The following is a 26,230-nucleotide window of genomic DNA, read 5'->3' as shown; positions in this document are numbered from 1 at the left end:
TTCGAGCGTATTCAAACCTATACTCATCAACGACTGTCACTGACCACAGGCATCAGCTCCAAAAGCTCCAGTCGCTTAAGAAAATCATCGGAGCGCTGTCGGCGGTAGTTCGTTAAATCTACCCCCGTATAATCGAAGAACCCCACCCCATCCTGAAAGCCACGACGCTGCTCTTGCATGTTACGTGAAATGACGGCAGGTGCCTGAAAGCGGTTATCAAGCTTGTCGCACAGGTAATTGGAGGCGTAGAAAAGTGTATCGCCGCCGCCCCAATCGATGAATTCCAGCACTCCCAAAACCGAATAACGCAGTCCGAGTCCAACCCGAACAGCCACATCAATATCTTCGGCACTGGCAACCCCTTCTTCGACCATACGTGCGGCTTCATTCATGAGCAGCACCTGCAAGCGAGGAACAATATAGCCAGGCACCGCCTCACACAGCATCGGCACTTTCCCAATACCTTTAAGGACTGCGAACAGCTCATCTATAAAACGTTGTTCGGTCTCCTTAGCCCGACTGACCTCAACGAGTGGCATCAAATGCGCAGGGTTGAGCCAATGCGCGTTCATGAAACGAGCAGGATGACTGACCATGCAGGACAATTCAGTCACCAAAAAAGTGGAGGTAGTCGATGCAATGACAGTATCCTCATCCAGATGCCGGCTTGCCCAGCTCAGCCCCTCCTTTTTGATCTCTTTGACTTCAGGCAGCGCCTCGAAAACTAAGGTTCTGCCCGCCAGCGTTTGAACCTGCTGGTGATCTACTATATCTAGTAACTCCACCATTGGAGTGACTTGGCGTTCCTGGATTAACCGCTTCTCCAGCAGATAATTGAGTTCTGTTAATAGCCGACTGCGTGCTTGCTCGTAATAGCGCTGCCGCTCTTCAGAGCTGCGCGACTTGAAGTCGATCAGCATGACCTCTTTCCCCGCCAGAATGAAAGAGAGTGCAATACCTTCTCCCATTCGTCCTGCCCCAAGCACGATGATCTTGTCCTGCATGATGTTGTCTCCTGTATCGGTAAGGTCAGGCTGCCATGCCATACGTCAACAATAAGCGCATCTGTTCCTTTGAAAGCGAATCCAGTTCCAGCATTTCAAACGTCCGACCTTGTGCATATAGATCCCGTCCAGTGATTGCAGAAGCGATGCTTAACAGCCCATCGGCCACCGGCGTAGGTTGTCCTGCCCAGCGGCCAACCGAGACGATAAAGGAGAGCCCCAATCGAGTGTCTTCCAACATGTAACGATGACTATGAAGATCTATATTCTCCCGCCAGTCACCGCTATCGGTCAGTTTCCCGTGGGCACCCCGGCCATACATCCACTCCTCACCTTCGGAGGCATAGTGGTTAGCGAGTGGAAAGTGGGGGGATCGATAGCCCAGCGCCTCTCTCACCGCGATACGTTCATTGTCCAGCGCGGTGGTCACGCTTCGGATAGAGGGCTGGGTTCCTTCGTTGTGAATATCCCAGGCATCAAAGTGCTCCAGCGGCCCCGCATTCATCATAATTAAAGGCGGATGAATAATAGCGCCAGCGTTCATCAAGGCACCACTAAGACCATCTTCGATAGGCTCAACGCTTGGATAAGCTTCTCGCAGTACCGAAAAGGCATGTTCAGACAGTTCGCTGGGGAATACGCCCGTAGGAAGGCGGGTTGCATAGACACTGATAACCACTTTATTGGCACCGTGCTTACGCGCCAGATAAGGGAGTGTTCCTGTTTCACAGAAGGCAACGCGACTATCGTTGCCCGCCTTTTTCATCGCTCTATGGAAAAGATAACAACCGAATGTGCCGGGTGGCAGAAAGACCACCTGATTATCCTGGAGCAATGGCCCTAATTGATCAGCTAAATTTTCATGGGAAGTGGCGGGCAAGGGGACAATCAATAATTCCGCCTGATGAATCGCTTCCACCAAGTCGCCCGTTAGAGATAATTGATTCTGACCAGCGCCAATCTGAATACTCCGCTCACCTTTTGCATCCTTAACTTCCAGATGACCCAATTGGCTCAGTTCTTTCAGTGCATCGTTGTCCCGGCGCCACAACGTAACATCGAAGCCTTTTTCTACCATCTCGATGGCTGCAGCATAGCAACCATGTCCACCGCCAATAACGCTGACTCTCATGCTTATCTCCATTTCTAATGAATGCTTGGCAAGATCATTCAACGGTATAGCCATAGCGTTACTGACGGATATCCATAATACGAAGCCGATATTCAAAAAACGCAACTAATAACAACTCTCTAAAACAGGCCGGCGCTCGATAAGGCTAGCGACTCACACCCCCTTTCATGGGAGAGAGCATTGTTAGCCACCATTCGAGGCGTCGAACTTATTGGGTAGTAAGTGTGAGTGCACCAAGGTGCGCTGGAGTGGTGCTTTGCCAGAGAGAAGTGACGAAACGAGTGCTGGTCTCAACTAAACATAGAAACCTACGGATCTCCTTAAATAAATAATAATTAAGCTTTTTTCAACGATTGGAACTTGATTTGCATTATTTCAAATGAAAGCTGCCTACTTAACAATTTACTTTACTTTTCATGTGATGTTGAATGCTTATGCGTACCTTAGCGACTGGCATTAAACAAACAACAAAAGAGAGGATGCTCACCATGACGATAAAAATGCACAAAAAGCCCCCGTTTTTGCAGTACCGAACTCCACTGCTGCGTCTCAGTAGTCTGTTGGCTGGAGCCGTGTTAAGCACAACGACATTAGCTAGTGACATCAATCTCAGTTACGCATTTTTTGCTCCCGAACAGACGTTCCCTGGCATGCAGATGCAGTTCTGGGCCGATGAACTGGAAAAACGAACAGATGGAAAGGTAAAGGTTAATACTTTTCCCGGCGGCACTCTGCTCACAGCAGGAAACATGCTAGATGGCGTACTTAACGGAGTAGCTGATATCGGCCTGACGACAACCTCCTATGAGCCTGCACGCTTTCCGTTACTGAACCTGATCGGCAACTTCACCGGCATTGATGTCAATGCCGAGGTGGCTAGTCAGGTTGCCTTTCAGTTAGTGCAAGAGTTCTCCCAAGAGCAATTCGGCCTTGAAGACTTCAAGGTAATCACCGTTTTCACCTCCGAACCTGGTTATCTCCAGACGCGTAGTGAAGTGAATACGCTCGAGGATCTATCCGGCATGGAAATTCGTGTGCCAGGCGAGTCTGAGTCCATGCGCGCTTTGGGCGCTATACCCATAGGGATGTCTCAAGCTGAAGCAGGAGAGGCAATCCAGGCTGGGATCGTCGAGGGGGTAGCGTCGTCTCGTGAAACGCTGATGGATCTTCAGTTCGCCCGCTATCTTGGCTATACAGTGGACTATCCCTTATCTAATGTTGTGATGTTGGTAGTGATGAGCCGTCAACGCTGGGAATCTCTACCAGCAGATGTGCAACAGGTTATTGATGAGCTAGGGGCCGAAGCTTCGCAATATGCAGGACACTATCTCGATGCTCACGTGGAGGAATCGATCAATTGGTCACAGGAAAATCACAATCTTGAGGTGGTTACCCTGACAGATGAAGAGAAAGCACTCTGGGATGGACGTCTTGAGCCCCTTAATGAACAACGTATAGAGCAAATCGCTAGCCAAGGGCTTCCTGCGGCGGAGTTGTATAACCGCATGCTCGAATTGATCGACCAGTACCAGTAATAACGTGCATAAAGTCAGTGGTTAAACGGCGGCTCACCTATTTTCAGTAAACAATACAGGGTTTCAAGCACTGGGACATGCACTTGCTGCCGCGCTGCGATACGTAAGATGGTGCCATGAATGGCATCTACTTCAGTGGATCGGCTAGCGCGTCGATCCTGCAGCATAGAGGGAAGGTGATGTGCTTGGTGGCTAATCGCATGGGCGATGTTGTCGAGTACACGCTGCTGGTTGAATGATACCCCGGCTTCTCTGGCGACCATACGGCACTCATTCACAACCCGTTGTATTAACTGTTGCCCTTCTCGATGTTGGCCTACCTCTCCTACTGGCCTGTTGAGCAATGTACAAAGCGCGTTGAGCGCGGCATTAAAAGCCACTTTTTCCCAAATACGGCTATCGACTGCAGCGTCTAGAAAACTATTGAAACCGGCATGCTGCAAGGTCTCATGCAACTGTCGCGCAAAGAGGTCTACTTCACTTTGGTAATACCCCCAATGAATATCTCCCTGCTGATTGCCATGTACTTCTCCAGGCGTTTTGAGATCCGCTGCGATCGTGGTGACCCCGTGCAAAATATGCGAGGCTACCGCGTGCTTAGCTATCAACTCTGCATTGCCAAGCCCATTCTGTAATGTCAGCAATCGTGTATCAGGCATGATGAGGTGTGCTGACGAGCGCATAGCCGCCGAGGTGACCGTCCCCTTGGTCAGTACCATCAAAAGATCGAAGTGTTCTCGCAGTTGGTCGGCGCAATGAATCGGCAGAAACACATGCTGCGTCTCTCCGTCATCCATCTTCAGCGTGATGCCCTTGGCACGAATGGTCTCGATGGTGGCTGGGTCTACATCAACCAAATGCACGGGGTTGCCACTCAGCGCAAGCCGAGCAGCAAACAGACATCCCATAGCACCCGCACCTATGATTGCTATTTTCATTATTAAATTAAAAGGGGAGTGTACGTTCGGATTTCAACTTGCGCACCATGGCATCAAAGAACTGGTTGGCGAAGCCACTTTCACGAATCAATTTAGCGGTAAGATCAGCACACTTCTGGCTGGTAGACACGTCGATTTCCATGTCGTCTCCTCCCAACGACCCAGCAGCACATTGATTTTCAGCCGCTCGCTGAACGGTCCACAATAGGAAAAGCGTCTTCTCAATAGTAGATTCGCCTACAGCAATTCCATGATTACGTAACACTAGAATATGCTTGTTACCTAGATTTTCCAGCATGCGCTTTTTTTCATCGTCAAAGAGCGTAATACCTTCAAAGTCATGATACCCCACACGCCCATATAGCTGGGCACCATAGAAGTCATGGTGGGTAAATCCCCTTTTCTTTTGCACGACAGCTGAAATAGGAATGGTATGCGTATGCAACATACAGTGTATATCTTCTCGAACCCCATGAACGGCACTATGGAGAGCAAAGCCAGCGGGATTGGCATCGTACTCCGATGCCACTACCTTGTTACCGTCAAGATCGACCTTCAATAGGTTTAACGGCGTCACTTCCGTGTAGTTGAGACCGAAAGGATTGACCAGGTAGTGATTATCGGAGCCCGGCACTCGAGCAGAGATGTGGTTGAAGATTGTTTCGGTCCAACCGAAGAAATCGACTAAGTGGTAACAGTAAGCGAGTTTAACGCGCTGCTGCCACTCCTCTTCATTACAGTCACTAGGCTTAACAATATTGTCGGGCATAGGTATTGGTTTAATATTCATTTAAATATACTCCTTGCCACAGTGGGCATGTAAGTGAAGAGGGCCTGCGTTTTCAAAGTACTGCGTAAGGTGGAGAATGGTTTTGATAGCAGGGACAGAAATATTCTTCCTGTCAGCCAGTTCGATCACCCCCTCGACAATCGCGGCGAGCTCCAGCATTCGACCCTGTTGATAGTCCTGCAACATTGAGGTTTTGACAGCTCCCATATGTGCACCTAGATCTAGAAGCTCTTGCAATGTCATTTCAAGGTCACTTCCATAGGCATTGGCCGTCATCCGCGTTTCATCAAAAATCCGGCATACAATTTTTTGAAGCGAAGGTTGGCTATATAACTGTTCCAGCGTGGTACCTGTAATCACCGAAAGCGGGTTGGACGTCAGATTAGCAGCGATTTTGCTCCATACGGCATCTCTGATATATCGAGAGTGATGTGTCGCAATTCCCGCGGATTCAAGTGCCTCAAGGAGCGTTATTATACGATTATCAGTGGCATGATCCGCGGTAGCATTAATACCACCAACAACCAGCCGAGGAGAGGTATATGAGCAGGCGACACCTGGCGCCTTAAGTTGTGCTGATATATAAACAACGCACCCGATGATGGCACTGGCAGGAATGCAGTGAACTAGCTTACCTCCTGGGTCTACGGCTTCTATATAGTGCGCTGCATCCGCTTGGTGCGCTGCAGGCACCTCCATGAACAACCACCAGGGAGTGCCATTCACCATGGGAACCAAAAGCGTATTACAACCAAATAGAGAATGTAGTCGAGGCAGTAATTCAGGAACGGATTGAGACTTGGTACATAGAAAAATAATGTCTTGCTCACCCAGATCGGAACAGTTATCCGAAACGATGACATTTGCAGTGTGTTGACCCTGCTGATCGATTAGACAAACACCGTTTTGCCTAATAGCCGCCAGAGTGGCACCGCGAGCTAATACGCTGATCGTATGCCCTGCCAGCGCAAGGCGCGCCGCCAGGGTAGTACCAATAGCACCGGCACCCACGATACATATTCTTAGAGAAGCATTAGCGGATAACATCAGGTGCCCACCTTACGGGTTGAGCAGAACGGACGTAGAAGGGAAGTCCGTTGCCCACCCCTCTTTCAAGGGTGCGACAAAGACATTTTCAGTGCGCGTTCGGGTAATCAGCCACCGACCATCACTTTGCTTCCTAAACGCATTGTTCAGTCTTGATGAACGTAGTAGCGAGCTGCCGTCTGAAAAAATCCATGGCTGGCAATGTACCCATTGGCCAGTCGCTGCATCGCCCTTAACGTGAATCTGCTCAGACGTTAAATAATGCACATTGAACAGTAATTTAGGATCTTTTTTCTGCCCCCAGAAGTTTTCAAAGTGGCGCCGGATGGCGGCGGCACCTTCCAAACGCCCAAATTGGCCATCGTAATACTCACCCACGCCTTCCCAGACCGCATCATCGGCATAAAGAGCCATGATTAGCGCAATGCGATCCTCATCACTTTTAATACCGTATTCCGGCAGAGGTGTATCACACAGAAACATATACCGCGCCTGGATCCGCCGAATTTCCGCCTCAGCCTCTAGTATGTCGACGCGCTCCACAAGCCGTTGAAATGCGGCTTTCGTCACCTCCGTCATCTTTCTTCTCCTCTAAGTGGTAAAGTGATTAACTGCCACCTATTGCAACAGCTTGTCGTCCATGCGATTAGCGAGAGCCCAGCTGTTCAATGACATGAGCGAGCCCTGACTTCATATGGCTCTTATCTTCTTCACTAACGCCATCGAACACTTTCTGCTCATGATCCCACGCCATCTGTAACAACGTGTGTGCCAACTCGCTTCCCGCCTCTGTCAGGCCAAGCAGTCGCTCGTCTCTCGCTTCCTTCACTAAATCGCGACGGGTCAGGCCACTTAACGTATCCTCAAAATCTTCGAGGGGCTGAGCGACGCCTTGAGCAACGCTCTCAATAGGCTGTGCTCCCCGATCGAGCAGCAGTGTCAGTACCCGCCACTCCTTTTCATTCGCGCCTAAGTGCTCTAAGCGAGGGTAAAAATCTTTACGATAAGCCGCGAGAGACTGACGCAATAGATAAAGAAAATGCTGCCCTAGAAGCCCCTCTCCCGTTTCGATCTCTTCTTGAGGAATGGTCATTGGGTGAGGTTCAGGCAAGGCATAGCGACCATTGTGGAAAACAAGAGAGCCGCGACCATCCTGATAGCTGTACTTCAGTACCTCGCCCACGATGATGAAATGGTCTCCACCTTCGTAAACTTGCCAAGTTCGGCATTCAAAATGTGCCACGGAACCCGTTATTTTGGCACTCCCCCCAACGCCCTCTTCCTGCTCAATACCCTGAAACTTGTTTTCACCCCGTTGGGCAAACCGGTTGGAGATGGGCACTTGGTCACTGCCCAGTACGTTGACGACAAAATGCTCTGCCTTACAGTAGGCATCCAAGCTATAGGCGTTTTTATCAATGCTCCATAAAATCAGCGGTGGCGTCATGGAAACGGCATTGAAACTGCTGGCCGTGACACCATAATGTTCCCCTTCGGCATCCCGTGTAGTGATAACGGTGACGCCGGTGGCAAATTTTCCCAATGCGTTTCTAAAATCGCGGGTATCAATACTCATACTCTGCCTCTCTTGACCTATTGTGCTGAGGGTTATTCAGCGACGTTATCAGCGGCCTAGCTTTTCACCAGTGACACCACCAATCCCATATTCGCTCTTAGGCACCTCGCTGATAATCACGCGCACGTTTTCCTTGGGCGCACTCAACGAAGACACGACAGCGTCGGTAACCTCGCCGATGAGTGCTTCTTTCTGCTGCTGGCTTCTTCCTGACATCATGTATACGTGAACGGTAGGCATAGCGACCCTCGTTATCTGTCGTAAAGTGGTGTGCCACGACATACCAGCGGAGGCGTCAGCATGTCATTCTGGAGATATTTAAAAGTGGAGATAATTAAAAGGCAGTCAGCTCGCGATATTCGTCGTAGCGCTCGCTAAAGCTTTTATACGACGCCATCACGTCAGCAAAATCGCTATCACGTTGCGATGCTTCTTCCAGCACGTCTTCTGTCGCTGTGTTTAAGGCGGCCAACACTTCATCAGGGAAGCGCTCAACCGTCACCCCAGCCTCACGAAATTCATCCAGTGCCGCTGACTGCGCTTGCATATCATGAGCGTACATACGAATACTCAGATCGCTGCACGCATTTCGCACGGCTAAGCGCTGTTGATCTTCTAGCCCTGCCCAAACGTCAGCGTTGACCAGCAGTTCGTTGAGACTGCCCGGCTGATGCCAGCCAGGAAAGTAATAGTGCTTCGCCACTTCGTAGAAGCCGGCACTGGTATCAATGGTCGGAAAACTAAGTTCTGCTGCACCAATACGCCCCGTATCCAGGCCAAGGAACGTCTCGCCAGCAGGAATGGAAACGGGAGAAACGCCCAGCCGACTCATAACCTCTCCGCCCAAACCACTGATGCGCATACTCATGCCATTAAGATCGTCAACGCTGTTGATTTCCTCACTAAACCAACCACCCGCCTCCGAGATCATGCTGCCACAGGGAATCGGTACGACATTATGAGATTCATACAGTGCTTCCCACAGCTCTAGACCATCACCGCCATACAGCCAAGCAAGATATTTGGGCACATCAGGGCCGAAGGGAATGCTCTGAAACAGTGCCGCCGCGGGTATCTGCCCTGCCCAATAGCTGGCCGCAGACCAACCTGCATCCAAGCTGCCGTTACCCACGTTCTCCATGATTTCAAAGGGCGGTGAAAAGGAACCAGCATCATAGGGTGTAAAGGTCAGTTCCCCATTAGTCGCCGTCGCCACGTCATCCACAAAGCGATGTATAGAGGTATCAATTACCTCCAGGCTGAAAGGAAAAGCCGATTGCAGGGTCAAGTTTTGGGCCATCGCAGTAGAGGCCAGCAGAGACATGCCCGTAACGGCGATGGATTTTTTGATGGGAAAATGCATAGGTTCAACTCCTGGGTGGTGAGATTCTTGGATGCGATGCCTACAGCATGAGCAACCGTGGGAAGCATAGGATCAGTATCAGGACGAAGAGCTGAATGGCGATGAAGGGCAGCACCCCTCGATAGATATCCAGCGTAGCGATGCGATCACCCACGGCTCCTTTCAAATAGAAGAGTGATACGCCAAATGGGGGGGTTAGAAAGGAGGTCTGCAAATTGATGGCAAACAGAATGGCAAACCAAACCAGTAGCGAACCACCGGCAAGTCCATTCGATAGCTCCAACTGGGAGACGATAGGAACGAAGATAGGCATCAAGATCAACGAGATTTCCATCCAGTCGAGAAAGAACCCTAGTAAAAAGACCAGCAATAGAATGAGAATCAGCACACTCCAACTGCCTCCACCCATTAGATTCAAACTGCTACGAATTAAGTTGTCTCCTCCTACCCCCTTAAAAATCAATGAAAAACAGGTCGCCGTAATCACCAGCATCATGATCATAGCGGTAGAAACAACCGTCTCTCTGGCTGCCGTTATCACCGAAGAACTATCGATCTTCCCCATCAGAGTGGCGAACCCAAGCACCGCCAGGACACCCACCCCACTAGCCTCCGTTGGCGTTGCCACCCCGAAAACAATGGTACCGAGCACGATGGGAATCAGTACAAGGAAGGGAAACAGCGCCAGCAAGCTGCGCCACATGCTTTCATTCTCGGGTTCCTCAACGTACTGACTTAACGTTGAGGGCTGCGATGAGCGCTGTTGCCATAAAACCCGCCCTAGCGAATAGAGCATATATAGCAACAGTAATAAGCCACTCGGCACCAGCGCCGCCTTGAAAAGATGACCAACCGGTACTGAGACTAAACTCGACAGAATAATCAACATCACTGAGGGCGGCATTAGGATAGCCAGCGTCCCAGATGCCGAAATCAGGCCTGCCGATTCGGGCGCTGAATAGCCAGACTCCAGCATTCGGGGCAGTGCCAGAACCGCGAGCAGCACAACGGAAGCCCCCACGACACCGGTGGTTGCTGCCATCACCCCCCCGATAAACAGTACCGTCAGCGCTAAATGACCTGGAAGTTTACGCAACAACCGCTCGCTCACACGGAAAGCGTCCCGAGCCAGCCCAGTACGCTCAAGTAATAGCCCCATCATGATAAACATCGGTATGGCGACATAGAGCCAATTGTTAATTGCGTTGGCGTAAACTCTTGTGAGCATAAGGTTGGAAAAGGCCATCGGCAGGTCTGAAATCAGCAGAAACATAGCGGCTACACCACCCAGCACCAAAGCGACTGGATAGCCAGAAAGAATGCCTGCAAATAGCAGCAATACCATGGCGATAGGCATCCACATATCAAGCATTATTCGCCCTCCCAGCTACCTCAATCCAGAGCCGTTTTGCCAAGAGATACACCAGCACGGCAAGAAATAACGCAATACCCACGAACAGAACCGCCTTGATCACATAGATATCGGTCAGACCGCCATCCGACGAGCGTTCACTGGTGAGATAAGAGCGCTCGGCAAACTGATAAGCAGGAAGGAGTAGAAAGGCAAAGAAGGGGATGCCGAACAATGCATGCCCGACGATGTCGATGACACTCCGATAACGCGATGACAGACGTGCGTGGAACACATCAACCCTTACGTGCCGATCGAGCAACATGACGGGCGCGATGGACAGCATCATCGCGAGCGCAAACAGTAGTACCTGAAACCCCATCAGAGAATTAAACGTAATGGCATTACCTACCAACCAGTACGATGTTCCAAACGTGAGGAGATGTGATACACCCAATAAGTGCATCAAAACGCCAGCACCGATGACAAAGGCAATCAGCAACAGGCAGATACCGCATGCGTTCAGGATGAGTTCACAGAGTCGTTTACTCACGGAGTGCATGTTGTTCCCCTTCTTTTATGGGTCAAAGGTCAATGACTAACCGTGCGCTCTTGGCGCGTGAGCAACACACCGCGATCTGGTCGTTGTCTTCTTTCTCTTCGTCACTGAGGAACTGGTCGCGATGATCAGGAGTGCCTTCCAACACATCACAAATACAAGTACCGCAGACCCCCTCTTCACACGAGACATTCACTTTGACACCCGCTGCCTTGAGCGCCTGAGCAATGGACATCCCTTCTGCGACCTGAACGGTGACGCCGCTGCTGGCCACCTCCACTTCAAAAGCAGCACCACTGGTATCTACGTCAGCAGTGAAATACTCAGAATGAATGCGGGCCTTGGGCCAACCCGACGTCTGGGCCGCGCCAAGCACCCAATCCATAAAGCCGGTCGGGCCACAAACGTATAGGTGAGTATTGGCTTGTTGTGCTGCCAGCACACCTGCTATTTCCAGCTTCTGAGCGGGCTCACCATCATCAAAATGCAGTACCAGTGCATCGCCAAAGGCAGACTCCAACTCATCGATGAAAGCGGCTTTATCGCGCGCACGACAACAGTAGTGCAGCTCAAAGGGGCGCCCGGCAGACTGTAGCTCGTAAGCCATGGCAATCATCGGAGTGACGCCGATACCACCACCGACTAACAGGGTGTGTGGCGCGTCCTCCTCCAACGGAAAGAGATTACGCGGAACCCCTACCTTAATCTCGGCGCCCTCATCCAGGCGTTCATGCACTGCACGTGAGCCGCCTCGAGAACCAGGGTCGAGCAACACACCCAGGCGATAGCGGTGGCGCTCATTGGGCGCATTACTTAACGAGTACTGTCGTATAAGCCCCTCTTCGAGATGAATATCGATATGTGCCCCCGCCTTGAAAGGGGGGAGCTCGCTACCATCCACAGCCACGAGGTCGAGTACTGCGATCTCACTGGTATGGGCATCACGTCGAGCAACTCGCAGGGTTATGATGTCATCTTGCATGGTTATCTCCAGGTTCTCAGCGCATGTAAATGCCGCCATTGACATCCCAGCAGGCACCGTTCACGAATGCCGCCTGCGGGCTTGCCAGGAAGCTCACCATCTGCGCCACCAGGTCGGGGGAGCCCAGTTGGCCGACAGGAATATTGGCAAGCGCTTTATCCAGATTTTCACCGAGCACCTCACGCACCATAGGCGTATCCAATGGCCCTGGCGCAATGGCATTGCAGGTCACACCGTCAGGCGCCAAATCGCGGGCGAAGATTTTGGTCAACGTCAGAATGGCGCCTTTGGAGGCTGCGTAATGAGCCCCAGTGGCCGTTCCACCGTTCTGCCCTGCCAGCGATGCTAGGTTCACCAGACGCCCGTAACCGCGAGCCCTAAAGTGGCGTCCAAATATCTGGCAGCCAGCAAACACACTGCCCGCGTTAGTGGCCATCACTTCATTAAAAAAGGCGGGGTCAATATCAAACACATCTTGTACAGCGGTTCGCGCAGCATTGTTGACCAGCACCTCGCAACTACCCCAACGCTCAACGACCCTATCCAAAACACGCTGAAAATCTTCGGGTTTGGCAACATCGAGTGTCGCCGTCACTGCGGTTTCACCTGCCAGATCAAGCTCAGATGCCAATGCTTCAGCCGGTTCCGGGTCAATGTCGGTAATGACGACGCGAAAACCTGCCTTGTGCAGGGCACGTACGATGTGGGTCCCAAGTCCACGTGCACCACCTGTCACCACGGCGGTCTGAATTTTGTCGGGAAGCGGTGCGCTCATCAGTGTAAATAGCTGAACGAATTCAGCACTCCATCCGAGTTGAGTAGACGAACCACTTTCTCCTGGATCTTGAAGCTGGCGTCGGTGGACGTGAGGGTATAGCGCACGTTGGCCGCCCACAGGCGCTGACGTCCAAACTTGTCTTCTACCAAATGTTGCCCACAGGAAACGACCACGGTATCTCCGTCCACCGCATTAATGACGAAACGCGATGAGGTGCGAACGGTGACGGCCGGTGGTGCCGATGAGATCGAGAAGCCATCTTGGAAGCGCTTGATGCGGTCACGTCGCATTTTATCGTCGTCGTAACAGAGGTTGAGTACTGTTGAGTAATCTTCGGCGTCCTCGATAGGGAGGATGTACAAACCATCTTGCAGCCAAAGGTCGAGCCAGGCGTCGTACTCATTTGCGTCCAAAATGGCGGCTTCGTGCCAAATAAACTGAGTAACCTGCCACAGCAAATTGTCATTATTGATCGTCTTCATTTCGCTCACTCCTGCATCATCCGTTTCCACATGGCATAGGCAGCACGCATGCCCGTTTCATCTGAAACGTGCCCCCTCGGGCCAGCGTCACCGGGAGCCTCTTTCTCTCTGCCCCGATTAACCAAAATCGGCAACTCGGCGCCACCCTCGACGCCACGCTGTATACGCTCCCAGACCTCAGCATCATCGGGAGAGCCAAAGCCCATGGGGCCCTGAAAGTGCTCATGCAGACGCAGGCGCATGCGATTGGCAGAATCGGGACCGCCATCCATGCCAATGGCGATATGGCGAATATCGGTCTTATCGACGGCGGCCGGTGTGAGCACCCGGAAGAACGCCATTGAGCAGGCCACATTCGGGAATAAATTAAGGTTAAATCCCGAGCCCCCTACCGCACGTACGATTCGGCGGGCCTGGTCTTCGGGATAGCCCTCACCGCGCAGCTCCTGAGCCAGCGCTTCAAAACGCTCAGGAATTTTACGATCAAGGTCTTCCTCAAGGTCAACAAGCTCGGGGATCATCACCATCACCGAATGACCGTTACCCAAGTCTTCAACGAAGCCGGCGCCATCAAGAAAAGAGAACGTCTTCTCAGCTTCCTCATCGAGAGACTGCAGGAATGATTTGTGTACGATCGGGAAATGGTAAGCATCGGTCGTATTCTCGAGTTGAACTTTCCAGTTCATGGGTACCGAGAACTGATGCTCACCGAGAGTTTTCACAGGGAAACCGCCACCCTGCTTCATAAATAGATCGATCCACTTCTTGGCTGCGCCAAGAAAGTCTTCTAGCGGCTCGATCTCGTCGTTGAATGTCGCAAAGATCATGCCCTGGTAGCTTTCTGTACGTAGCGTCAACAGTCCGTGCTGCGACTTATCGAAATCATCGCCGTACTGCTCGGGGTGCGGCAAAGCACGCAAGCTGCCATCAAGGCCATAACCCCAGCCGTGATAGGGGCATTGGAAGGAGGAGGTTTTACCCTTATGGATTTCGCAAACCGTAGCGGCACGGTGGCGGCAGCGGTTGACCATCACATTGAAGTTATTCTTACGATCGCGCACCACAATGACGGGTTCGCGACCCACTTTTGACAGCTTGAACGACCCCTTATCGGGCACTTCACTTTGATGCGCTACCCAGACCCAAGTCTTACGGAATATCTTCTCTTGCTCTTTATCAAAGAGTTCCGAGCTGGTGTACATCGGCGTCGCAATTTTGTCGTTATTTACCAACTGGTCGGGGTCGAGCGTAATATTCTTGGCGTCAATTAATTGATTCATCTGATTCTCCTCATGCCTTGGCCAGCAACTGCTGCCTTTATTCAGGTACCACCAGTTCACGACCAATGCGGGCTTCGACACGTGCGTATTTCCACAGCTTGTAGGTGCCATCACCCACAGGGATAGTGCGGAAGAAATTGCAGGCAGCGACGACAGCCTCATAATCTGGGACATCGGCCATGATGTAGGCCGTCCAGGGAGCTGTTGCTGATGGGCCGACCATGATGCGGTCATCGTCCATAATTCCAAGGATAGTGACGCCGGGTAGTTCATCGATGCCTTGCATCATCTGGCTGAAGGCTTGCCAAACTTGCTTGCCTTCGTCAGCGGTAGCGTCCATAAAATTCTGGTTGATGCCGATGCAGAAAAGTACGCGATGCATGTTGGTTTCTCCCGATAAAATTGAGGTTTTTAATGCTGCTGGCTGATCTATAGATAGCCAGGCAGCGGGTCGTGACCGAAGAAAATCGCTCCGGCATTTTTCCAGGTGATCTCACCCATAAAGGCGTGCTGAGTGCACAGCTGTGAGTCACGCAGGATTCTTGAAAGTGGATGAGTATTATCAGCCCCCCCCATGCCACTGATGCGGTAGGCTTCCTGAATAGCCGCTGCGCATTCGTGGGTCAGGTGAGTGGTAGATAAACGCAACAGATTGATCTGTTCACGACTCGGAATGCCACCTTTCTCAATGGCATTCCAAGCATCATCAGTACTGTCATAGAAAAAGGCCCGAGCGGCCTGAACACGAGCCTCTGCCTTGGCCAGCGCTATCTGTGCATACTCGCGTTCACCAAGGTTAGGCGCGCCAGTAATCGACTTACGCCCCGCCACAGAAGCGCGTACAACGTCCAACGCTTCACGTGCCATACCTAGGGTTGTGACCGACAGCACCTGTGCGGCAAAGGAGAGAGAAGGGTAGCGAAAGAATGGTGCGTCAATGTTGGGCTTGCCCCCCCGCACAAAGGTCCACTCTTCAGGAACTTCCGCCTCATTTACGACCAAATCATGGCTCCCGGTCGCCACCATGCCGACCATATTCCAGGTAGGGTCGATCTCAACCTGCTCACGCGGGAGCACCGCCATACGTGGCAGTGCTCCCGATTCTTCTGGCTGAATACCCACCCCGCACAGCGAAGCACCCATGCAGCCACTAGCAAACTTCCAGCGACCTTGGATTTTGAAACCTTGCTCCGTGCGCACGGCAGGCTGGGGAGGGAAAATACCGCCTGCAAAAACGACATCAGGGCTTTCCTGCCATACTTTGCGTAATGTCTCCTCGGGTAAGGCCGCCAAGTAAGCGGGACTCATACCAAAACTCGCGACCCAGCCAGCGGAGCCATCGGCGGAAGACATCGCTTCGACCATTCGCAGAAATTCAGCAGGTGATTTCTCGTCGCCCCCGAAACTCACTGGCACCATAGCGCGATACACCCCAATGGCCTTGAATTCCTCAATAATATCCATAGGGATATGACGCAGCTCCTCGAATTCTTGACGTCGGGACCTGATTGTTTCGAGCAGCGCGTTAAAGCGCACCTCTCCTCCCCACTGTGCTTTATCAATGTACGGCTGCATCACTCACTCCTATTAGTTATGTCTCAAGTCCCTTAGGCCTTGTTTCTCATGAGATGTAGGGCCGCCTTACACACACCGGCGTCGTCCCCTCGCCTTCCCACAACTTGTAGCGAGACAGGAAGTCCCTGATGGGGCGCAAGAGGAATCGACAAGGCGGGGTGCCCAGAAAGATTAAAGGGCCGAACACAGAACGAAATCATCAGGTCCTGTTGGCCTGAAAGAGCATCCGAAAGGGTCATGGGAAAATGTGGCAATGTGGGTAAGACCAGCACATCGTTAGTTTCCAGAAGAACATCTACCTGTGAGGTGAAAGCAAGGCGCACCTCCTCAGCTTGCTGTAGCTCGGCATCTGTCGTTGCTGCTGCCGCGCGCAAGCGCTTATCGACATCGCCCCCCACCTTGCCGCTCTCTAGTAACGAGCTGCAGGCAAGATAGGTTTCACGGCTAATCACTGCCATGCTCGCCTTATAGGCTGCCGCCATCATGGGTAATGCAACATCCGTCGCGCTCAGTTGAGAGCGCTTGATCTGCATGTGGATAGCAGAAAGAATCGCTGGCTCCGCCTCTACCTCGACAACGCCTAGCGTGGGTTCAGGCGCGGCCGGATCGAGCTGAAAATCTGGATCAATGGCACACATAAAGGCAATCAGTGCCGCCAGCTCACTAGCCATAGGCCCCACGCAGTCAAGGCTGCTGGTTATAGGCATGACGCCCTGTCGACTTAAGCGACCATAGGTGGGCTTAAAGCCGTAGACACCGCAACAGGCCGCAGGGACACGGATGGAGCCGCCTGTATCGGTACCGATGCCAATATCAGCAAGGCCCGCAGCCACCGCTGCGGCGGATCCGCTAGACGAGCCCCCGGGTATCAGCGCGGGATATTTTGGGTTCTCTGGCGTCCCTGCCCATGCGTTGACACCGGTCATGCCGAAGGCCAGTTCATGCAGGTTAGCTTTGCCTACAATCCGATATCCCGCTTCCAGGGTCCGTTTGACAATCTCTGCATGCGCCGTGGCTGGCGGTGCATCAGCAAGGGCTGCTGACCCTGCGCAGGTGGGAAAACCGGCGATATCAATCGTATCTTTGACAATAGCTGATCGTGGCCCCTGGCCTAGATTTAATCTCGCTGAAAGTATGGTCACTTCATCCACCTCACCAGACTTATCACATGAAATTTCAAGTAAATGGGCATAAGTATTAAATTTATATCCATTTACTTAGCTAACGATGCTAAAGAACGAATAATACGAGTTGAGGAAGCACTAACAACAAGGTAATACACAGTAGATAAGGGGGTAAGAAGTAACCTACTCCACGGAAAGTTTCGCCCAGCCGCAACTCTGAATCCAAACTCTTTACGATGAATGCATTTACTCCCACCGGCGGTGTAATGGCTCCCATACTCGTCACGATGCATACCACCACACCGAACCAAACCGGGTCATAGCCCAGCGCAATCGCCACTGGGAAAAAAATCGGAATCGAGATAATCAGAAAGCCCATTGCATCCATTAGCGCCCCCCCAATCACATAGATCAGCAGAATGCATGCCATCACCAGAACAGCAGGCAGGGGCAAAGCAGCGGCCCACTCTCCGACGATGAAAGGCAAACGCGTGATCGTCAGAAAGCGACCAAAAATAACCGCACCGGCGACCAACATTAAAATCATTGCCGATGATTTAAGCGAATTGGTGATGGCATCATTTAAGACGGTCCAGGAGAGTTTTCCCTGCACCAGTGTAATCAACATCGCTCCAACACAGCCCACTGCAGCAGCTTCTGTAGAGGTAAACCAGCCAGCAAACAACCCCCCCAGAACCAGCATAAAAAGAATGCCCACTTCTATAACACCTTTCAGCGAACGCCAGCGTACGGACCAGCTAGAGCGGGCACCTGCGGGCCCCATTTCAGGCCGGCGCCGACAAAGTAGTGCGATAGTAGCGATGAATAGCAGCACTAAAATCAGCCCAGGGACGATACTGGCCAGAAACAAGTCACGAATGGCTAATTCAGCTTGTAGCGCAATGATGATGAGTACAGAGCTGGGCGGAATGATGACTCCCAACGTCCCACCTGCCGCGACACTCCCCGCGCTTAAAGCACGGTTGTAGCCAAACTTCTTCATTTCGGGGAGAGCAATGGTACCCACAGTTGCCGCAGTCGCAGTGTTCGAGCCACTAACGGCGGCAAAACCCGCACAGCTAAGAATAGTTGTTGTGGCCATGGAACCGCGGAAATGACCTATCCATGCATAGGCTGCCGTAAATATCTTCTCCGTTATACCCGAGCGAAATAGCAACTCCCCCATGAAAATGAATAACGGTATTACACTAAGAGAGTAGCCAGATAACTGCTCCCAGATGCCAGAACTAATAACGTTATAAGCAGCAATAGGACTAGTCATATAAAGCATGCCAAAAAAGCCCACCATAAACATGGCAAAGCTAATGGGCATTTTCAGTAAAATAAGAAGAAATAAGCCGAGTACGCCCAATAAAGCGACAAGAGTCATGCTCATTGTGTTATCACCTTTTTCAGGCTGCCTAGAAAATCTGTTAAAAGAACAAAACCAAAAGCAGCAAACCCTAATGCCACCAGATAAACGACGGGGTAATACGCAATACGTAACGTTTGCGATAAGGCCCCCCTCTGCATGGCGCTAAAGCCATACTCCCAAAGTTTCCAAGCCACCATAGAGAAGAATAAGAAACTTGCTCCAGCAACGACAACATAGAGGATGCCTTGCAAGCGGACAGGTAGATGAGTAACGACTAAGTCCAGCTCAATATGCGCCTTGGTAAGCTGGGAATAAGCTAGCGATAAAGCAACGACCACCGCTGTTAGCCAGCCCACCATTTCGGTCGTACCCCCAAATGAGGAACTGACTTGGCGCATAATGATATTACCTACTACCAGAAACACTATGGCCAGCAATGCGGCGCCCGCTATATAAAGCAATAGCCGACTGACAACCCAATTCAATTTATGCATAGCAATCACCCAGACGGATCAACATAGCACACTCTCTATGAGCGCAAGGACAACGCACCCGTCCAAAGAAGTTGAAGATGATTACTGAGTGTGTTCGATCAACTCAATAAAACGATCACGCAACTCAAAAGCGGGAAAACCCTGAGCAGCGACCTCTTCCAGGCGGCGCTCATTAATGGGCTCAAGCCGTCCTTTCCAGCGCTGGGTCTCATCATTACTTAGCGTCAGCTGTTCGAGATCATGGGTTTCAGTTGCCCACGTTAACGACTCCTGGATATGCCCATCTAAATACTCGCCAGCATAGGACGCCATCTCGGCACCTAAAGCGTCGATTTTCTGCTGAATATCTTCGGGCAACGAATCCCAACGCTGCCGATTCATAACAGCCACAAAAACAACGTTAGTCAGGGGGTAATCAGTGATATAGCTCACACTACGGGCATACTGCAGATCCATTAATGTCTCACGCGAACCGACATAGCCACTCACAATGCCTGCTTGAAGGGCTTCTCCGGTGTCTGACTGAGTGAGACCCACAGGCACACCACCAAGTGCTTGAACGACAGCCGTGCTGTCACCCGGCACTCTTATCTCTTTACCATCGAGCCCCTCCAACGAGGTGACAGGCTCATCAGTATGTAGATAGCCAGGCTCAGAAGTGAACGCCGTAATGACTTTGAAATCTTCTAACCCCAGAGCCTCTGCGGGAAACTCGTTGATTAGCTCGTACACCGCTTGGCTGGCAACTTGCGAGCTCACATCAATACCCGTGAGATTACCAGCCAAATTAAGCAACGGAAAACGCCCCGGTTCGTATGACGTAGCAGAGAGGCCGATATCCGCAACACCGTTCAAGACGCCATCAAACATATTGGCTGCACTGAGTAACGTCCCACCTGGGAAGGTATTAACCGACACCTGCCCATCGGTTCTCTCATTAAGCAGTTCGGCCCAGCGCTCCATTTGCACAGCAGGAAAGGTCTGGGAAGGCGCAAAGAAGGCATAACTGAGGTTGATGCTATCAGCTAACGCGCTGGTGCTAAGCAACGCTCCAGCGCACACGCCACTCAACCTCTTCAGAAAGTGGCGGTGCCGAGAAATTTCGAGCCGTAGCATTTTTTTGCTAGTCATTGGTCATTAGCCCTATTTATTTTTATGTTGAATGTCAGATAAAGCTTAGAATAAACATTCAACATCACATGAAAAGTAAAGTAAATACCCAAGAGTAAATCTATATTTTTATAGCAATAAAATTGCCAATGAAAATTAAAAAGTTACTTATCAAGTAGATACATACAGTTATAAAATAACTAGCTAACTCATAAAGTAAGAGGATTGCTCAGCCAGCACCACCGCACCAATACTGTGCGCATTGAAGTGGATTTGCTTACTTTTAACTCGATCTGCTCAAGCGAAAACCTTACACACAATATAGACTCCTCCGCCATTGCTTACTTAGCCCCCGGAAACTCTTTTTAAACCGGGAGAGAAAACCCAAAAAAGCCTAAGCGTCAACTTGGATAAGCTAGATATGCCTGAACAAGTCGAGAACTATTCAAGCGACTCATAGGGCAGGCCCACATAGTTTTCGGCAATGGTAGTCAGCCCTGCTTTAGAGCTCGTCACGTAGTCAAGCTCAGCCAACTGAAGGCGGCTATTAAAGTCATCCCCATCTGAAAAAGTGTGCAGCATGGATGTCATCCACCAGGAGAAACGCTCGGCTTTCCAGATACGCTTCAGGCAGGTTTGCGAATAGTGCTCGATCAAATCCATGCGGCCTTCCTTGAAGACCTTCACCATCAGCCGGTAAAGCGTATTCACGTCGCTAGCTGCCAGGTTAAGGCCTTTAGCCCCCGTAGGCGGTACGATATGCGCCGCATCACCGACCAGAAATAGCCGCCCATACTGCATAGGCTCCACGACAAAGCTGCGTAGTGGCGCGATGCTTTTCTCAATCGAAGGCCCGGTCACCAGCTGGTTGGCCACCTCTTCCGGCAGGCGACGCTTTAGTTCTTCCCAAAAGCGCTTGTCTGACCAGTTTTCAACCTTCTCATCCAACGGCACCTGAAGGTAGTAACGGCTGCGGGTAGCGGAGCGCATGCTGCATAGGCTGAAACCACGCTCGTGACGCGCGTAAATCAGCTCGTCAGAAACCGGCGGCGTATCCGAGAGCATACCCAGCCAGCCAAACGGGTATACCTTCTCGAATTCCTTGATACGGTCTTTAGGAATCGATTGACGCGATACGCCGTGGTAGCCGTCACAACCGGCAATGTAGTCGCAGTCCAGGCGCACGATTTCGCCGTTTTTCTCAAACGTAATATAAGGCTGATCACTGTCCAGGGCATGGGGCTGAACGTTTTCGGCTTCGTAAAGGGTCGTGGCGCCTAAGGCTTCACGCGCGGCCATTAAATCACGGGTGACCTCCGTTTGACCGTACACCATGACCTTACTGCCGCCGGTCAGCTCATCTAACGCGACGCGTACGCGACGATTATCAAAAGCCAGCTCAAAACCGTCGTGTGGCAGGCCTTCCTTATCCATCCGCTGATCAACGCCCGCCTCACGCAGCAGGTCTACCATGCCTTGCTCAAGCACTCCGGCGCGGATACGGCTCAGCACGTACTCGCCCGAGCGGCGCTCGACAATAATGTTATCAATGCCTTGATGATGTAATAGCTGGCCTAGCAGTAGCCCTGAGGGCCCTGCGCCAATAATTGCGACCTGAGTGTTCATGGCAACACCTTCGTTATCATTATCTATCGTTTATTGTTGTATTTTTCAATGAAAAAGAAGTAATAATAAGGCAGTATACGGGCTACTATCTGGACTTTTACAGCATCAACTCCCAACCTTAGTCGCATACTGTTAGTCGCATACTGAAAGTGGAGGTGGCCATGTTATCCAATACCGTCGTTCCGGTATTCAAGCTCTACGGTGAGACACAGCATTGGCCCACCCCGGATCTTCTGCACTGCGAATCAATCCCCGAGCGGAGCCAGCTGCATGACTGGCATATTCGTCCACATCGCCATGCCGACCTTGTGCATATTCTGTTTATTAGCCAAGGCAGCGTTGAGTTAGCGCTGGAGGGAACGAGTCATACGCTTGAAGGGGCGGCCACTATCATTGTGCCCGCCATGACCATCCATGGCTTTCACTTTTCATCGGATATACAAGGCCACATTATCACCTTGGCAAAACCACTAGCGGACCATCTACATGGTGCGTTGGAAGAGGGCCGGGTGTTAAAGAAGGCCGGTTTTTATCGCCTGGCTGCAACCCATAGCACAACGCGAATTGCCCGACTGGTCGCCCAGATCGATCAGGAATATCGCCAGCCTGCCCTTGGCAGGAAGCAGCTGCTTGAAGCATTAACCCAAGCGCTAACGATAGAGCTGGAGCGTTTAGTAATACCGGCCAAGGCAAACGCTAAGCGTTTGGGCCCTCACCGGCGCGAAAAAGGCCGTCAGCATCTTGAGCAGTTTCAAACGCTGGTTGAGCAGCGCTATCGAGAGCAACCCAGCATTGAAACCTTCGCCGAACAGCTTGATATCAGCAGCGCCCACCTCAATTTATTGTGTCGAAAGCTGGTGGATCGTAGCGCGCTTCAAGTACTTCACGAGCGAATTCTGCTGGAAGCCAAACGCCAGCTGACTTACACCAACATGACAATTGCCCAGATTGCCGATAGCCTTGGGTTTTCTGAGCCGGCCTACTTTACGCGCTTTTTTAAGCGCAATACGTCACTTGCCCCGCGTGAGTTTCGCCAGCGGCAAACGGGGCAACTGAAAGCAATTTAAACGTGTAGCGGCTTACAGTAGGAAGTAAGTTGAAAGTACGGGAAATATAATTAATAAGGCCAGGCGTAAAAAGTCTGAAACGATAAACGGCGCTACGCCTTTAAAAATCTCCCCCAGCCCCACATGCGGTGCCATCGCTTTGATCACAAACACGTTCATGCCTACAGGTGGCGTAATCAGCCCCAGTTCGACCGTTAACACCGTAATGATACCGAACCATACGGGATCGATACCCAGCGCCTGGATAATCGGAAAGACAACCGGAACGGTAATGACCAGCATGGCGATCGAGTCCATAAACATGCCCAGCACAAAATAGAGCAGCAGAATGCATAGCACGACCACGATAGGGGCAACATCCAGTCCATAAAGAAAATCGCTGATCGAGAAAGAAATGCGCGATACGGAAATGAAATAGCCCAGCGTTTCAGCCCCCACCAGCATAAAGAACACCACCGCCGAAAGCGCTAATGTCTCCTGTACGCTGCGCCACAGCCCGCCACCGCGCATCCCTTTGACCACGGCATACAGCAACGTTGCAAACGCGCCGACGCTTGCCCCTTCGGTTGGCGTAAACACACCGAAGTAGATGCCCAATATCATCACTAGGAAAACGCCAAAAAAAGGCACCAGCCCCGAGATGGAAGCCAACTTTTCCTTCCATGATGTTGGCTCACCGGCAATCGCTAAGGTGGGGCGTAAATACATCACCACCGTAACGGTGAGTGCATACATCACCAGGCCCAGTAAGCCGGGGATCAGCCCCGCCATAAACATATCGCCCACCGACTGCTCGGTAAGAATAGCGTAAATAAGTAGCGCGATACTGGGTGGAATCATAATGCCCAGCGTGCCACCAGCCGCCAGCGCTCCGGTGGCCAGGCCGCGGTTATAGCCGTAGCGCTCCATTTCCGGCAGCGCAACCCGCGTCATGGTACTGGCGGTGGCCAGCGACGAACCGGAGATAGCCGAGAAGATACCGCATGAGCCTACCGCAGCAATGGCAAGGCCGCCTTTCCAGCCCCCGCAAATGACGCGAGTCGAATCGAAAAGCTTACCGGCCATGCCCGAATGGGCAGCCAGTACACCCATTAAAATAAACATGGGCACGGCGCTAAAACTGTAGTTGGAGAGCACCTCCACCGGCACCGTTTTTAACTGGGCGATCGCCGCGTCCCAACTGATAATCTGGGCAAAACCCACGACGCCAACAATTAGCATGGTGAGCGCGACCGGTACGCGCAGAATCATGAGTACCAATAACAGGCCGAGCCCAATGGCCCCGATAACTTCACTCCCCATGAGCCGCGCCCTCTCCCTTAGCATAGATAACGCCGAGCAGCGCATGAATAAAACTACGCAGCCCAAGCAACAAGCTAAGTCCCGCTGCCAATTGATAAATCGGCCCCATCGGTAATCGAAGATCCTGGGTCGTTGAGCCGTGGCGCGAGGCAGCAGCAGCGGAGTCCAGCAGGCCGACAAACAAAATCAGCCCCAGCACCACAAAACCAAGCAAGAAAACACCTTGCAGGCGATTTTTAATCGCCAAGGGTAGCCGGTGCGAAAAGGCTTCCACCACGACCTGGCTTTTCTCTACATTGGCCGCCATTGCCGCAAGTAAGGCGAACAACATTAAATAGCTGACCAGCTCGACACTCCCGTAAACACGCAGGGATACAGCGCCTTCCGTCAGCCGGGCAAGATAGCGCGTGCTCACATCGGCAATCGTAACCATTAGCAAGCCAATAAGCGCAATACCAGCGATAAAGCGACAAATGCGGGCCAGCCAATGGCTGGCCCTGTAGAGAGACGATTGCATTACACGCTACCTTTGTTATTGAGCGCTACACAACTCGCTGGCGGCTTGTGCTGCCGCATACACGTCTCGTGCCTGGCTTAGGCCACGCTCTTCCAGCTCGGTTAAATAGTTTTCGATACCGGTTTCAAGCGGCCCTTGCCAATCAGGATGCTGCAGCGGGTTTTCGATCTCGCGAATGGTATGCCCAGCGTCGACAGCCTCCTGCTTACCTTCTACATCCAGGCGGTCAAAGACTTCACCCGCTTTTTCAGCCCATTTCATACCGGAGTTATTGTCGATAATCGCTTGTTGCTCAGGTGTCAGGTTTTCATAAGCGTGCTGGTTCATCGTCGCGACGAAGATCAATGTATAGAACGGCACTTCGGTGTGATAACTCACGAGTTCATTGATACGGAAGCCTTTCAAACCTTCCCAAGGAAAGCTCAAGCCATCGATCACGCCGCGCTGCATGGAGGTGTAGATATCCGGTGCCGGCATACCTACGGGGGTGGCGCCCATATTTTCCAGCATTTCACCCGCCACCGCGGTAGGCCGGCGAATACGCAGCCCCTCTAGGTCAGCGGGTGTTTGTACATCCGTATCAATGGTGTGAATGCCGCCAGGCCCAGTGGTAAACATAAATAGCGGGCGCGTATCTTCGTACTCAGAATCCAGGTGGCCTTCTTCGTAAAGCGTTTGCAGCACACAGGCACCTTGAGTGGCGGTTGCCGCTATGCCCGGCAGCTCTACGATCTGCGAAAGGGGGAAACGCCCAGCGGTGTAGCCCTGTGCAGTGGCGCCAATGTCGGCAATACCGTTGGCCGCCGCTTCATAAATGGAGTCCGGCTTGGCTAGCGTACCGGATGGAAACATCTGGATAGTGAGATCGCCACCGGACTCTTCACCAACGGTATCCGCCCATGCTTGTAAGATGTCTTCATTAACGCCTGACGCGCCGGGCCAGAAGTGGGCCATACGCAATGTGGTGGCTGCCTGAGCCGATGCCATTCCAACGGCAGCAATAGAGACAGCCAAAACACAACAAGTAAACTTGCTTTTCATGGGGGGAGGCTCCTGACATTCATTGGATTTTTATTAGTTTTTGTAGCGAACATTAGTTCGTCATATAGGCTACGTTAATCTACTCTGGCAAAGAGAGCTAATCGACCTTGGTCGATGTTCTAGCCCAATAACGATGCATGCTTATTGTATAAATTAATACTTTCTAATATTTGTGCTGAAGT

General features: G+C 51.7%; 27 protein-coding genes. 2 read left to right on the top strand and 25 right to left on the bottom strand.

The features are described from left to right. Positions 1-26 precede the first annotated feature (26 nt). Both ACT3RP_RS15285 and ACT3RP_RS15280 read right to left on the bottom strand, forming a co-directional pair. Complete coding sequence (locus tag ACT3RP_RS15285; protein ID WP_483394096.1) at positions 27-1,004, bottom strand: 3-hydroxybutyryl-CoA dehydrogenase; 978 nt, start codon at positions 1,002-1,004, stop codon at positions 27-29. A gap of 25 nt (positions 1,005-1,029) precedes the next feature. Then, positions 1,030-2,136, bottom strand: a complete 1,107-nt coding sequence (locus ACT3RP_RS15280) for an NAD/NADP octopine/nopaline dehydrogenase family protein (RefSeq protein ID WP_483394095.1) — start codon at positions 2,134-2,136, stop codon at positions 1,030-1,032. Between the two features lie 428 nt (positions 2,137-2,564). On the opposite strand from ACT3RP_RS15280, the gene ACT3RP_RS15275 reads away from it, so the two are divergent. Next, positions 2,565-3,671: a TRAP transporter substrate-binding protein gene (locus ACT3RP_RS15275; RefSeq protein ID WP_226938581.1), complete on the top strand. Its 1,107-nt coding sequence runs from the start codon at positions 2,565-2,567 to the stop codon at positions 3,669-3,671. 14 nt (positions 3,672-3,685) lie between these two features. Here ACT3RP_RS15275 and ACT3RP_RS15270 read toward each other — a convergent pair whose 3' ends face one another. The 20 genes from ACT3RP_RS15270 to pobA all read right to left on the bottom strand — a co-directional run bounded on the left by ACT3RP_RS15270 (position 3,686) and on the right by pobA (position 22,121). Further along, on the bottom strand, positions 3,686-4,609 hold the full coding sequence (locus ACT3RP_RS15270; protein ID WP_226938580.1) for a ketopantoate reductase family protein: 924 nt from the start codon (positions 4,607-4,609) through the stop codon (positions 3,686-3,688). Positions 4,610-4,616: 7 nt separating this feature from the next. Then, complete coding sequence (locus ACT3RP_RS15265; protein WP_193063114.1) at positions 4,617-5,399, bottom strand: class II aldolase/adducin family protein; 783 nt, start codon at positions 5,397-5,399, stop codon at positions 4,617-4,619. Then, a complete protein-coding gene (locus tag ACT3RP_RS15260; RefSeq protein ID WP_483394094.1) occupies positions 5,400-6,446 on the bottom strand; it encodes a ketopantoate reductase family protein in 1,047 nt (348 codons plus the stop codon). Positions 6,447-6,458: 12 nt separating this feature from the next. Then, on the bottom strand, positions 6,459-7,025 hold the full coding sequence (locus ACT3RP_RS15255) for a nuclear transport factor 2 family protein (protein WP_483394093.1): 567 nt from the start codon (positions 7,023-7,025) through the stop codon (positions 6,459-6,461). 67 nt (positions 7,026-7,092) lie between these two features. Continuing rightward, positions 7,093-8,022, bottom strand: coding sequence for a flavin reductase (locus ACT3RP_RS15250; protein WP_483394092.1), 930 nt, complete (start codon positions 8,020-8,022; stop codon positions 7,093-7,095). Between the two features lie 48 nt (positions 8,023-8,070). Continuing rightward, entirely contained in the window at positions 8,071-8,262 is a 192-nt protein-coding gene (locus ACT3RP_RS15245; protein ID WP_193063106.1) for a 2-hydroxymuconate tautomerase, read from the bottom strand. A gap of 94 nt (positions 8,263-8,356) precedes the next feature. Continuing rightward, the gene (locus tag ACT3RP_RS15240; RefSeq protein WP_193063104.1) at positions 8,357-9,385 is read right to left on the bottom strand and encodes a TRAP transporter substrate-binding protein; all 1,029 of its coding nucleotides are present in this window, start codon (positions 9,383-9,385) and stop codon (positions 8,357-8,359) included. Positions 9,386-9,425: 40 nt separating this feature from the next. Next, positions 9,426-10,757 carry a TRAP transporter large permease gene (locus ACT3RP_RS15235; protein WP_483394091.1) on the bottom strand — a complete coding sequence of 444 codons (1,332 nt, stop codon included), beginning with the start codon at positions 10,755-10,757 and terminating at the stop codon, positions 9,426-9,428. Then, positions 10,750-11,298, bottom strand: coding sequence for a TRAP transporter small permease subunit (locus tag ACT3RP_RS15230; RefSeq protein WP_193063099.1), 549 nt, complete (start codon positions 11,296-11,298; stop codon positions 10,750-10,752). The genes ACT3RP_RS15235 and ACT3RP_RS15230 overlap by 8 nt, the downstream gene beginning before the upstream one ends. Positions 11,299-11,320: 22 nt before the next feature. Next, complete coding sequence (locus tag ACT3RP_RS15225) at positions 11,321-12,277, bottom strand: PDR/VanB family oxidoreductase (protein ID WP_193063097.1); 957 nt, start codon at positions 12,275-12,277, stop codon at positions 11,321-11,323. 16 nt (positions 12,278-12,293) lie between these two features. Next, positions 12,294-13,052 (bottom strand): SDR family NAD(P)-dependent oxidoreductase, encoded by a 759-nt coding sequence (locus tag ACT3RP_RS15220; RefSeq protein WP_193063095.1) that lies wholly within the window; start codon positions 13,050-13,052, stop codon positions 12,294-12,296. Then, positions 13,052-13,537 carry an aromatic-ring-hydroxylating dioxygenase subunit beta gene (locus ACT3RP_RS15215; protein WP_193063093.1) on the bottom strand — a complete coding sequence of 162 codons (486 nt, stop codon included), beginning with the start codon at positions 13,535-13,537 and terminating at the stop codon, positions 13,052-13,054. Before ACT3RP_RS15215 ends, ACT3RP_RS15220 begins: the two co-directional genes overlap by 1 nt. Positions 13,538-13,542: 5 nt before the next feature. After that, positions 13,543-14,817, bottom strand: coding sequence for an aromatic ring-hydroxylating oxygenase subunit alpha (locus tag ACT3RP_RS15210; RefSeq protein ID WP_483394090.1), 1,275 nt, complete (start codon positions 14,815-14,817; stop codon positions 13,543-13,545). A gap of 37 nt (positions 14,818-14,854) precedes the next feature. Next, complete coding sequence (locus tag ACT3RP_RS15205) at positions 14,855-15,199, bottom strand: IacB protein (protein WP_193063089.1); 345 nt, start codon at positions 15,197-15,199, stop codon at positions 14,855-14,857. Between the two features lie 47 nt (positions 15,200-15,246). Continuing rightward, the gene (locus tag ACT3RP_RS15200) at positions 15,247-16,392 is read right to left on the bottom strand and encodes an acyl-CoA dehydrogenase family protein (protein ID WP_193063087.1); all 1,146 of its coding nucleotides are present in this window, start codon (positions 16,390-16,392) and stop codon (positions 15,247-15,249) included. 32 nt (positions 16,393-16,424) lie between these two features. Further along, the gene (locus ACT3RP_RS15195; protein ID WP_483394089.1) at positions 16,425-17,534 is read right to left on the bottom strand and encodes an amidase; all 1,110 of its coding nucleotides are present in this window, start codon (positions 17,532-17,534) and stop codon (positions 16,425-16,427) included. 88 nt (positions 17,535-17,622) lie between these two features. After that, positions 17,623-18,912, bottom strand: coding sequence for a TRAP transporter large permease (locus tag ACT3RP_RS15190; RefSeq protein ID WP_193063085.1), 1,290 nt, complete (start codon positions 18,910-18,912; stop codon positions 17,623-17,625). Next, positions 18,909-19,385, bottom strand: coding sequence for a TRAP transporter small permease (locus ACT3RP_RS15185; protein WP_193063083.1), 477 nt, complete (start codon positions 19,383-19,385; stop codon positions 18,909-18,911). The genes ACT3RP_RS15190 and ACT3RP_RS15185 overlap by 4 nt, the downstream gene beginning before the upstream one ends. Before the next feature lie 81 nt (positions 19,386-19,466). Beyond that, complete coding sequence (locus ACT3RP_RS15180) at positions 19,467-20,516, bottom strand: TRAP transporter substrate-binding protein (protein ID WP_483394088.1); 1,050 nt, start codon at positions 20,514-20,516, stop codon at positions 19,467-19,469. 420 nt (positions 20,517-20,936) lie between these two features. Then, complete coding sequence (gene pobA, locus ACT3RP_RS15175) at positions 20,937-22,121, bottom strand: 4-hydroxybenzoate 3-monooxygenase (protein WP_483394087.1); 1,185 nt, start codon at positions 22,119-22,121, stop codon at positions 20,937-20,939. A 161-nt stretch (positions 22,122-22,282) separates the two neighbouring features. On the opposite strand from pobA, the gene ACT3RP_RS15170 reads away from it, so the two are divergent. Continuing rightward, positions 22,283-23,188, top strand: coding sequence for a helix-turn-helix domain-containing protein (locus ACT3RP_RS15170; protein ID WP_483394086.1), 906 nt, complete (start codon positions 22,283-22,285; stop codon positions 23,186-23,188). 12 nt (positions 23,189-23,200) lie between these two features. Here the strand turns inward: ACT3RP_RS15170 and ACT3RP_RS15165 are convergent, their stop codons facing one another. Genes ACT3RP_RS15165 through ACT3RP_RS15155 form a run of 3 tightly spaced genes read right to left on the bottom strand, consistent with a single transcriptional unit; the run spans position 23,201 to position 26,048 of the window. Then, positions 23,201-24,490 carry a TRAP transporter large permease gene (locus ACT3RP_RS15165; protein ID WP_483394085.1) on the bottom strand — a complete coding sequence of 430 codons (1,290 nt, stop codon included), beginning with the start codon at positions 24,488-24,490 and terminating at the stop codon, positions 23,201-23,203. Further along, complete coding sequence (locus tag ACT3RP_RS15160; RefSeq protein ID WP_193063074.1) at positions 24,480-25,007, bottom strand: TRAP transporter small permease; 528 nt, start codon at positions 25,005-25,007, stop codon at positions 24,480-24,482. Before ACT3RP_RS15160 ends, ACT3RP_RS15165 begins: the two co-directional genes overlap by 11 nt. Positions 25,008-25,022: 15 nt before the next feature. Then, entirely contained in the window at positions 25,023-26,048 is a 1,026-nt protein-coding gene (locus ACT3RP_RS15155; RefSeq protein WP_483394084.1) for a TRAP transporter substrate-binding protein, read from the bottom strand. Positions 26,049-26,230 lie beyond the last annotated feature (182 nt).

The organism is Halomonas sp. AOP5-B2-8 (assembly GCF_052376475.1).
GTDB lineage: Bacteria > Pseudomonadota > Gammaproteobacteria > Pseudomonadales > Halomonadaceae > Vreelandella > Vreelandella casei.
The sequence above is the reverse complement of the archived record's forward strand: the minus strand, read 5'-3'. Positions and strand labels throughout refer to the sequence as shown.